The sequence below is a fragment of the Methylobacterium sp. J-043 genome (assembly GCF_022829505.1).
Classification (GTDB): Bacteria; Pseudomonadota; Alphaproteobacteria; order Rhizobiales; family Beijerinckiaceae; genus Methylobacterium; species Methylobacterium extorquens_A.
This window is the reverse complement of the sequence record NZ_JAKSYB010000063.1, coordinates 76188-87158: the sequence shown is the minus strand read 5'-3', so window position 1 is coordinate 87158 and position 10971 is coordinate 76188. Positions and strand designations below refer to the sequence as shown.

The following is a 10971-nucleotide window of genomic DNA, read 5'->3' as shown; positions in this document are numbered from 1 at the left end:
GTATGACACTATGGATTGTTTAGGAATTCTGCGAGTTGTCCACGGCTCGCGTGACGACGCTTAAAATTCAGCGCGCCGCGGACCGTGTGACCGTCGAATCGGTAGATACCCCAGTAGTTCAGCTCCCCGCCCCAGCTGCTGTTATGGGGTCTTCCTCCGTAGGCACTCTTCTCGCCGGTGAAAGTCCAGACAATTTCTGAAGTCCCCGCCTCAAGGAAAGCCCGCATCGCATCATGATCAACGACGGCCGCGCTGAATCCGGGTTCAACGGCTGAAGGATCCTTGAAGACGATGCGACCAGCAGCATCGGAGTAGGCCAAAGAACGGCCTTCCACCAACCGAAGGCCAAGCCCTCGTATCAGCGCGGGTGCCGGAACCGTGAACTTCAGGCTTTCCTCGATTGAGTAGTCGTGACCCGAACGCTCGATGTACCAATCGGCAACAGTCGCCTCGACTGGCACAGTGTCCCCGTTGCCAAGATGGGTGAGACTATCGACGCTAGCGAAGGCCGGGTGCCACGGATATTCGCCGAGATAGCCGCCTCTGGGTATCTCGACTTCGGTCGGCTCCCTACGGTCGCGATCCGATCGAGCGAGCCACGCTTCCAAACGATTTGCGTCGCCCCGGGCAACGAGCATCGACTTGACCTTATGCCAGGTCATGCGGTGGATCACGCGCTCACCTTCGACCATACACCATTGATTGCGGCTGACAGTCGTGTCGAGCACCAGCCAGCGTCGGCCGTCTGCGTCTGCGACGTCAATCTGCGACACAGGGTCGGGTAGATCTCGCGTCTCGTCTTCCATCCAAGCAATGCGTGCCTCTGGTGGATCTTCGCGCCAGCGCGACACGTGCGGCGACCACCAAGTCGCCGATTGTCGGTCTGAGGCGGACTCCTTAGTTCGGGTGACGAGGACGGTTGGGTCCATCTCGCGCGCGCTGATTTGCCAAGGCCCGCGATAAGGCACGGGATCATCTCGGAAACTACCGGCGATGAGAGCAATGTCCGACAGCCGGCCGGTTAACTCATGGAGGGCAATCCACTGATACTTTTTACCAATTCGCTCGATTCGGTGTTCCATGCGTCCGCCGCTTGGCATCCAGCGGTCGAAATTTGAGAAACGCTCTGGATTCCAGCCGAGTTCGTGCGCGCGCCAGGCGACCCAACGGCGAGCCGACATTCCAGCATAGGTCGGGTGCCAAGCCGCTGCCTGCTCGTCCCACATGCGACCTCGCAGGAAGCCAGCCGCGCGGATCTCGAACTCCAGTAACTCCTCTTTTGTTAGTAGGACTTCAAGCTTAGCAATCGCGGCGTCGCGTTCAACCTCTAAGGCGGGGCGAGCATCGACATCCCCATCCGCGCCCGAGCTAGGAGTCCATAGATCAAATCTGTTAGGTATACTATTTAGTCGCCCAGCTACCTCGATCACGCGGTCGAGCGCAGCTTGGCGCCCGGGAAAGGGCATGACGGCCTTCGTGCGCCATTCCTCGTATATTTCGCGCATTGAACGGCCATGTTCCTCACGAGAAAGTAACAAGAAGCGGCCGGCCAGCGAATCGATCTCGTAGCGTGCGAAGTCGCCGTCTTCGACCGCGGAACTACAGATTTGATCTCGGAAGCGGTTCTTACCATAGTCCTCAAGATAGCCATCGATCGTCTCCTCTCCGACCTCCTCGAGCGGCAGTCCGCGAAGGTAGGGTGGGCGGACACGGTCGAGTGGGACGTCGTCCGGCAGGACGCCTCGATAGGCTGCAAGTTCGACGATGCCGCGCGCGTGGTCGCGAACCAGTGCGTGAACCGGTATCGGATCGCGGGCGAACACTGCCGCGAAGGCTGTCCGAGCGAGTTCGGCAAGGCCATCGTTGCCAATGCAGCGCGTCGCCGCGCCGTAGGAGGCAGCGAGTACGCGGTCCACAACGTAGGGATCCCCGACGTCGGCGAACGAGCGGATCAGTGATGCAGCAAGATCGCGACGATCGACGAGCAGCGTGGCGAGCGCCTTAGTCGCCATGTCGCGGACCCACCGATGGCTCAGACTGGTCAGCCAGGCGAGGGTGATCCCGGCCAATTGCGCACGCCCCGGTTCGATTTCGCTCAATCCGTTGGCAAGGACCCATTCAATCAACGTCTGGATCGCACCATCTCCCTCCTCGGCTAGGCTCGTGGCCCGGGTCGACCATCGAAGGTCACGTTCAGGAAGTGATAGCGATCGGAGCCGGCGGTGAAGGTCGTTGGCATTGAAGCGGTTGTTAGGTTCAGTGGCGATGGAGAGTTTGGTCTCGAGAACCGCGTCGCCCCCGATCGCATCAGCCCAAATGCTAACCAACTCCATGGTGCGTTCGGTGAAAACGTCCTGGCTACGCCACAAGAGACTCAGCTGGAAGCCGTGCACGAGTTCCCACCGCGCATGCCTGTCCTCGACGACGTCGATCAACTCGACTCCGTATCGCTCCGGCAGTTGGACGGCTAAAGCCTCAGCTATGCCGGCGAAGCGATAGGCATCCGTGCCGACCACGTATGAAGCGAGCGACCCACCGGACCTGAAAGCGGCTTCGGGATCGCCCCGCCCGACGTGAGTGTCGAGCAAGCGCTGGGCGATGCGATGGTCGCTCATCCGCTCGAAGGTGAACCGTACCAACTCGACGATGATACCGTCCTCCCGCATCGGCTCAACCGCCAGCACCCCTTCGCTCTCCAACTGAGACCACAGGCTTTGCTCGGTGCGTCCGGCGGACGGGTGGATAGCCTCAAGAATAGAGATTGCCTTTTCGATAGGGAGGTAGCCGCTTGCCGCCGCGACCATCGCTTCCGTCAACTCATCGAGCGCACGCTCGACGCGCTTTAGTCGGGGCTCCAGGCCCATGCGGCGGTTGAGGGTGTCAACCACTGCCCCGAAGTAGAAATCGAAGATGCTGGAGACGCCGGCGATACCGCGCGGTAGCTCGCGCTCGCCGCGGCGCTCCAGCATGTCGCAGCAAGTACGCAAGAACAGCGGGTTCTCGAATTCGGGAGCGAGATGTGGGGCGGCCATGCGCACGATCCCGCGGTGGTCGAGGTAACGTCGCGCGGCTTCAGCCGCCTTTCCAGCGAAGCCAGGATGCGCGAGCTGCGGCAACGCGGCCTCGTCAAGGTCGCGTACTATGTATGGAACGAAGGTCGTGCGGCACGAGGCTAGTACCGCGACGTGCGCGAAGCGGTCGGCTGTGGCGAGGAACGCGGCGATGCGTTCGGACCAGACCGCGACGCCGTTGCGCTCGTTGAGCGCGTCCACCATCACAAGCGCCCGCGCCCCGGCGGCCTCGGCGGCGGCATCGAGGGCACCCAGAATCGCGTCCGGCGGCGTGCCGGTGAGGCCTAATTGATCGGCCATCTGCCGCCAGGGATCGGCATCCCCGAACGCCGCGCCGAGCGCGAGCACCGCGGGAAAGCCACGCCTGATATGATGTTCCGCCACATCGGCGAGCAGATGCGACTTCCCGACCCCGGCCTCGCCGGTCAGTAGCAGGCGCCGCGTATTGGCCAATCTAGTTCCTTCGGCCGCGGTCGCCTCGACCACGCGGTCAAGGACTTCGCGCAGACGTTCGGCTATGTGTATGCCGCTGCGCGCAGCTTCTCCTTCGCCGCCGGGCTGATGGCGCGCGTCCCACATTGCGGTCGAGCAGCGGATGAGCGTCGCGATCGCGGCAGATGCCAAAGTTCGCCAAGTGACGAGCGGCACAGCGTCAGTCGGGCCGAGCGGAGCTGTTCGTATGGATGAAGAGACAGCCGCCACCTCATCGCGGAGCGATGCCAACAGGTTGTCATACGGCGCACCGAGGACGGCGCGAATGCGGTCGATCGCACGGTGCCGTGCCTCGTCGATACCGTCAGCTAGATCGAGAAGCGTGCGGACGAAATCGGGATCGCGCGCAAACGCCACCAGACTCTGGCGGATGGGTAGCTCGACGTTGAGTTCAGGCGAGTATCGTCGGCCGAGCGCCGCGCGCGTGATCGCAAAGCGATCCCGCATCCATTCGATGCTGAAGTGTGGGATGTCGAACCAGTAGGTACGACGTCCCACATGGAGTGGATCGTTACGCGACAACCGCTCCGTGAGCTGGAAGCTGCCCCAGAGTTCGATCTCAACGACACGTGGGGCGATTGACACCTTTCGCGCCGCTTTCCAGTCGTCCCAGCGATCGCGCTCCGATTTCCGCTTGCCTACACGTCCGTCGGAAAAGTCGAACGGAAGGCAGACGATGAAGCGCGCGAGCGTAGGATGCTTATCGACGGCATTGTTGAAGGACTCTGTAAGCTGCCCCGCCTCTCCGCTTCCAAACTCGAAGAAGTACTTCGCTTGCCAGCCCGTCTCCGAGCCGTCACGCTCGACGCGGTAACATTCTAGGCCTGCATCCGCGCCGATCCCCTTCCGATGGAAGGGCATGCCGGCCAGTGTGTCTAGCGCTGCTAGCTGGCAGACGACTTCCTCGAAACCAGTGTGCCGACTGCCGTGGTGCGGACGGATGGCTCGGAAATCGATCTCGGGAGACGACATTGGCACGCTGAAGCACTCGACGTTAGGGTATAGCGGGAGGACTGCTCGTCCGAAATTACCAATTTCTCATTCCAGCTGGACATCCTGGCACGGTTCGCCGCGTTGTGGGCGCCGATTCGAGAGACCGCCATCAAGTTCTGCGGCCGACTGGCGCAGAAGCGCGCTCACCACTGGACGGGACGGCGCCCGAGTTGTTTGCGGTCCACCACCCGGCGACGAGTCAACTTCTGCTCATGGAGCATCTCAAAACGAGCGACGGCGCTTTGACGCAGCGCAGCGAGTGCGCCCCGGCTGTCCGACCCGCTATCTTCGCGAAAACATCAGCCAGACCACGGACGAGGCGCACGCAGCCAGCCGGGTGGCGGCGGTGGTACACTACCTGCGCCTACCACCCCTACGCCGACACCCGCCGGCGTGCCTGCCGTACCGCCGCCGACGTGGACGACGATGGCTGCGACCGCCTCCTGGTGGACCTGCACCTCGACCGGCCACCACGCCGAAGTATCAGACGGATTACGGTCATGCGCACTGCTGGTGTGGTCGGGAGCCACGCCGCGTCGTCCCCTTCGTCGTTCATCCCGCGGCCTCCTCCGGGAACCCAGTCCAGCCGCACCACCGCGGCCGTGACCCAGGATCCGCACGATGGATATCACCGCCCCCCTGCCGCCCGCCGCCGACGAGCCCGCCCCCCTTGCAACCGCCGGCCACACGATCCTCGACCCTAGCGACCTCGGCCTGATCGACCGCGTGCCCCTCATCCCCGAGACCGCCCGTCGCCGACACTGCGTCTTCGTTCCCGCCGACCACCGCTTCAAGGCCGCCGCCCGCTTCATGCAGGCGCTCTGGCGCGAGGACCGCGGCCTGGCGATCGGCACCTACTTCGACTGCCGCGAACCGCACCGTCCACGCCGTCTCGGCTCACGTATCTCGACCGCGGCCGGGGCACTCGGCAGCAACTTCCTTCATACGGACATCGTCCCGGTGGTCACCCGGGCCCTGGCGTACCGCGAGCCGGGCGCTGCCTACGACGTCGACCGGCTGAAGACCAACCTGCTGTCCTCACAGCCGTTGGCCTTCAACCTGTTCGGCCCACTCGCCCGCGACCTCGCACTCGCCACCCGGTTCGTCGCCGAACTGCTACCCGGGACTCTGACCGAGGTCACCGACATCCTGTTCGAGCACTCGCCGGGGCGAGGCGACCCCCGCTTCACCGCCGACCGCACCGCCTTCGACATCGTCCTGCGCGGTCGGGACGCGACCGGCGCCCGCGCCATCGTCGCCATCGAGGTCAAATATAGCGAGGCGGGCCACGAGCACGCGCCGCCACCCCACCCGCGACATGCGCAGATCGCCCGCACCAAGCCCGACCTGTTCGTGGATCCGGACGACCCGACCCTCACCGGCCCCACCTGCCTTCAGATCTACCGCCAGCACTGTCTCGCGAGCGCCATGCTCACGGCCGGTCTCGCGGACACGGCGACGCTGGCCTTCATTGCCCCCACGCACAACCAACTCGCGCACGCCGCGGCCACGGCATACACCCGCCAACTCACCGACCCGCAGGCCGGCCCGATCCCGTTCGTCCCCCTGACGCTGGAGCATGCGTTCGTGGCGATAGCGGCAGCCGGCCTCCCGGACCACGCCCGCGCGCTGCACCGCCGTTACACCGACTTCTGGCTCGTCGACGGCGAACTCGAACTCGCGGCCATGCCAGCGCTTCGGATAGCGCCGCTCCCCGCCGTGACACCCTCGGCACCGACCACGACCGGCATACCGGCGAGCCCGACGCGGCCGGTGCGACGCCGCCAGCCGCACGCCAGCCGACGCTTCGTCGAGCGGGTGGCCCGCGCCGCCTGATACACTGCGCTGCGGTTCGCCCACCCCGCTCCCAACGGGCGACCGCACGCCACCACTTCATCCCCGGCGCAGTCGATCACCGCGCCGGGCCTTCCATGTTAGGCCGCGCCACCGCCGCCGAAGATGCGCGACGCCGACACACAGACTACCGACCGCGGACGAACCGCTTGGTTCGTACAGCGAGGCCAGCGCACACCCCGCGTGATCCAGCTACGAGTAGGAAGACTTGATGGTTCCATGCGGCTCGTGCGGAGGTGTAATCTATCAGAGCCGGCGCCTGTAGTTTAGACCAGGGAACGTCGATCGACGGCGCCGCGCCGGAGCCCTGTAGCAGACACGACTTACCTCATCTGTACTTTCGTGCCTGCTCACAGCAGGTGCCACTAATCCTGCGCCCTTACCAAAATCTCTGCTACAGCACCCGGTGCGGCGTCCCTACTACAGGGCGCCTCTTCATGCATTTCGACCACGACGATCACAGCCGCTTCATCGCCGCGCTCACGATAAGCCGCCGCATCAATGCCGCCCCGCACCATCTCGCGCGGATCCTGCGTCACTTAAGCTTGTTCACGCCGTCGGCGGCAGATCGGCGACGACCACCCCCAATCACAATCGACCCCGATCCAGTCCCCGACGGTCGCGGCGCGATAACGCTGCATTGCCCACACAGCGGCATCACCGAGCGCCGGCTCCTCAGAACTCAACACCTCTCGGCTTGGCGTTTCACAGCCGAGATTGAGGAGGATGAGACCGTCCTCGATGTTCGTAGAGCGCAGACCTTTGCGTTGACCATCGACTTGAACCCTTTCCTCCAGCCGGGACTGGTGGTCGGCACTCGCGTGATCGTCTCCTTCCGGTTCGTACGCGAACCCTGGTGGCCCCATGACATCGCGGGCACACTGGGGGGCCTCGCCGACCACTGCCTCCGCCAGCTGGAGGAGCAGGCGACGGTTTGATTCTGAGCAAAGCACTGCACACGAGCGGGCCCGCCCGAGTGGATACATCGCCCTTCTCGCACCGATCCGCGCGCCGCCAAGTATTTGAAACTTGGCGCCCCTGACCACGGGCGTTCTGCCGACAAGCCGCCTTGGGCGCATCCCGCGAGCTGCCCCTCGGCCCACCGCACAGCGCCGCCCTTTTGCTGTGCGGTTCACCACCCCGATCCGGGAAACCCGCTCCCGAGGCCGCCCCCTTCGTCGCGGCCGCAACGGAGTCCACCCGGCCATGCCCGCCGACCTGCACGAGCGCATCACCGCCACCATCCTGTAGCAGCTCGACACCACGGACCCCGACAGCTGGACGCCCCCCTGGCATGGCGCCGACCCGCTGCCGCGCAACGCGCTCACGGGCAAGCGCTACCGCGGCCTCAACATCCTGGCGCTGTGGTGCGCGGCCCAAGCCCAAGGCTACACCGACGCCCGCTGGGCGACCTACCGCCAGTGGGCGGCACTCGGCGCGCAGGTCCGCAAGGCCGAGCGCGGCACGCTGGTGCTGTTCTACAAGGACCTGCCAACCGCCGACCGAGCGGACACGGCGCACGGGAACGGCGCCGACAACGACACGACCGCAGCCCGCGTCGTCGCCCGCGCCTCGACCGTGTTCAACATCGCCCAGGTCGACGCCGCGCCCCAGGCGACTGCCCCGACAGGACCACCGCCCGCCCCGCAACCTACCTTCGACAACTTCGTCACGGCCACCGGTGCCACCATCCAGACCGGCGGCAACCGTGCCTGCTACGTGCCGGCCACCGACACGATCCAGATGCCGCCGCGGGGCGCTTTCCGCACAGCTGAGGGCTACGCTGGTACGCTGGCGCACGAACTCGTGCACTGGACGGGTGCCTCCCACCGCCTCGCCCGCGACCTCACCGGCCGCTTTGGACGCCGCGCCTACGCCGCCGAGGAACTGATCGCCGAACTCGGCGCCGCCTTCTTGCTGGCCGATCTCGGGCTCGCGCGCACGCCGCATCCGGACCACGCCGCCTACTGCGCCTCCTGGCTGCCGCTGCTACGCGCCGATCCGCGAGCGCTGGCCACCGCCGCCTCCCAGGGCTCGCGCGCCGCCAACTACCTCACCGCACTACAACCGAGACGCCAGGAGGCTCCGGGGACACAGGACGAGGCAAGCGTCTCCTACGCACCGACGCCGGAGGCGGCGTAGGCATGGTTCCAAGCGAGTCTAGCCACCGCGGACACCGTGTGAGCGGACGCAGCATGAGCACCGTGCTCGACGCACCCAGCCCGCTACCACCATCACGGAGCCGACCCGTGGGCCCTAACGCAAGGATGCTCGACTTCGTGCGGGTCGAAGCCGCGCTCGATGATCGAGAGGATGGTCTCCGTGCGCTGCCAGCTCAGCAGACTCGATGGCCCAACCCGTATATCGCGCCCGGCCGCATCCAGCCGGCCGTACCTGTCACGTGTATCCGGAGGCCGGACGTGCCATCAACTCTGCCGATCGAACATCACATCCCTAGCCCGTTCACAGATCCTGCCTTCCTGGCGAGTCGAGAGCGGGAGAACCGCAAACTGGAGCGGCGGTACCGGGGCATCGAGACCGATGTACTCACGCTCCGAGCCGCCGCGACGATCGCCTCGACCGCACCTGACCCGGCGACCCGACGCATCGCCTACCGCCTGCTTGTCCGGTGCAGCATCCTGGCGGCGATGAACTTGACCGACTGCGAGGGCGAGGCGCTGGAGAATTCGTTCTTCGCGATGAAAGAGCAGGCCGAGCGCGGAGACGACCGGCTTGTCGCGTTTCAGAGCCACATCGACACTGTCATCGCAGCAACGCACACTAACGCGCCGCGCGAGGTGCTTCCCGTGGTCTGGTGCGAGCTGGGGCCGTTCATCCGCCTCCTGATCGATCGGAACTGGGCAGCCTTCCTGCAAGTCATCGCCTGGTGCTCAGCCGAGAACTTCTGGGATGATCCTGCAAGCATACGCCAGAAAATCCGCCTTCTCCGTCGGCTTCGACAGCTGATCGGCAATGCGTCCCGCGCAACCAACTAGACCTGCTGGGCCTGGATCTGCTCAATCAGCCCCAGGCCCAAATATATCGCCGCCGCCACGGACGGAGGACGGCGATGAACACCACGGAACAGTACGGCGCGATGTCGATCGAGGACTTCTGCCGCTGGGCCGGGATTGGCCGTTCCCTGGCATACAAGGAGATCGAAGCCGGCCGCCTTCGTATCAAGAAGGTCGGCCGGCGCACGCTCATCACCATGGATGCGGCTCGCGCTTGGCTCACGAACCTGCCCGATGGGGACGCCGGAAACGCTGCGTAGCCCCGGCGTGTCACACATGGAACACCTGGGCTACATGAACAATACCCCCTTACGACTACGACCAGCCGGCACAGTTGGTAGCCTGGGCAGGCAGACCTGCCCCCCGACCACCCCTACGACCAGCACGACCTCTACCACCGCCGTGGACGCCTACCTGTCCAGTGCGCACCCAATCATGCCCTGGACCGCCATTCATCGCCCTTACTGACACGGACCCAAACTGGCTGGCACCAGACGCAATAGCCATTTCTCCAGTCGCAACCCACTGCCACTGCGCTGGATTTCAGCCTCGATTTCGATTTCCCCGCATCCAGTCTGCGAAAAATGCAAAATCGAAGGTGCCATCTGCCACGCGGCACCTTCGATCGCCACCTCAATCAGAGCAGCATCACCGTCCTCAGAAGTCCGGCTTCCAGCCGAAGGACGCTTGGTACGCCGCGAGCATACGATCACGCTCCCCGCGCCGATACTCGACATCCGAGTAACGCTCACTCGACGTAGTCATCCAGATGTTCACCGAGGGGACATAGCCCGCGGCGCGCAGCTTACGCATGGACATCCAGTGCGATCGCCGTACCCGGCGGAACGGAATATATCCAGTGTATTGCTGCTTGATGCCCAGCAGGTAGTTCGCGGTCAGTCCCGGACGCCAAAAATCGCCACACATGTCAGCGATGGTCAGGCATGGATTCATACCCTTCATGGCATAGCTGAACGTCTTCCACTGCGATGTCGTCGGCTCGTGTCGTGGCACCGGACATTCGTGCACACCCTTTGCACCCGTCTTGTTCATCCGCGCGATGCATTTGTCGAGCCAGCGACGGAACTCCACGAAGTCCTTGCGTGGCAGGTGGAGCCCAGTGTGCGAGTGAGCACCAACGATCATACCGTTCTCGAACACGGTGTACTGGAGGAACGGCACCGGTTGCCCGAAGCGATCTTTGCAGCCCTTGATGTGCTTGAGCATAAGATCCATCAGGCCGCTGTACGCAGCGTCGATCTCCACCCACGTCGTGTAGCCCATCGCCGCCCAGTTTATGGTCAGCTCGACATTCAGCTGGTAGCCGCAATAATTTGCGTAGTTGATTAAGTGCCAGGTCTCGATCACCTCCTTGCGGGAGATGTAGAGCTTCGACGTGGCCCCGCAGGCACACGCGTCCGGGATCATCCCACTTTCGAGAGCGGTACCGTAGAGGAACTGGTCGTGGGTTGGCTGATGGCTCATGGCGAGCACTCCGTCCGTAGCGTTCGCTCGGGCGAGGTCCCAAGCCTTAAGCATATACGAGG

7 protein-coding genes are annotated in these 10971 nt (G+C 64.5%); 5 read left to right on the top strand and 2 right to left on the bottom strand.

Annotated elements, in window-relative coordinates:
* Positions 1-8: 8 nt before the first annotated feature.
* A complete protein-coding gene (locus MKK50_RS18405) occupies positions 9-4535 on the bottom strand; it encodes an NACHT domain-containing protein (RefSeq protein ID WP_499024406.1) in 4527 nt (1508 codons plus the stop codon).
* 642 nt (positions 4536-5177) lie between these two features.
* Here MKK50_RS18405 and MKK50_RS18400 point away from each other — a divergent pair.
* The 5 genes from MKK50_RS18400 (at position 5178) to MKK50_RS18380 (ending at position 9684) form a co-directional block, all read left to right on the top strand.
* On the top strand, positions 5178-6392 hold the full coding sequence (locus MKK50_RS18400; protein WP_499024404.1) for a PGN_0703 family putative restriction endonuclease: 1215 nt from the start codon (positions 5178-5180) through the stop codon (positions 6390-6392).
* Positions 6393-6847: 455 nt separating this feature from the next.
* Positions 6848-7348 (top strand): hypothetical protein, encoded by a 501-nt coding sequence (locus tag MKK50_RS18395; protein ID WP_499024402.1) that lies wholly within the window; start codon positions 6848-6850, stop codon positions 7346-7348.
* A gap of 370 nt (positions 7349-7718) precedes the next feature.
* Positions 7719-8552, top strand: coding sequence for an ArdC family protein (locus tag MKK50_RS18390; protein ID WP_499025113.1), 834 nt, complete (start codon positions 7719-7721; stop codon positions 8550-8552).
* 125 nt (positions 8553-8677) lie between these two features.
* A complete protein-coding gene (locus MKK50_RS18385) occupies positions 8678-9406 on the top strand; it encodes a hypothetical protein (RefSeq protein ID WP_499024400.1) in 729 nt (242 codons plus the stop codon).
* Positions 9407-9480: 74 nt separating this feature from the next.
* Positions 9481-9684: a MerR family transcriptional regulator gene (locus tag MKK50_RS18380; RefSeq protein WP_499024398.1), complete on the top strand. Its 204-nt coding sequence runs from the start codon at positions 9481-9483 to the stop codon at positions 9682-9684.
* Positions 9685-10081: 397 nt separating this feature from the next.
* On the opposite strand, the gene MKK50_RS18375 is transcribed toward MKK50_RS18380, so the two are convergent.
* Positions 10082-10909, bottom strand: a complete 828-nt coding sequence (locus tag MKK50_RS18375) for a hypothetical protein (protein ID WP_499024395.1) — start codon at positions 10907-10909, stop codon at positions 10082-10084.
* Positions 10910-10971 lie beyond the last annotated feature (62 nt).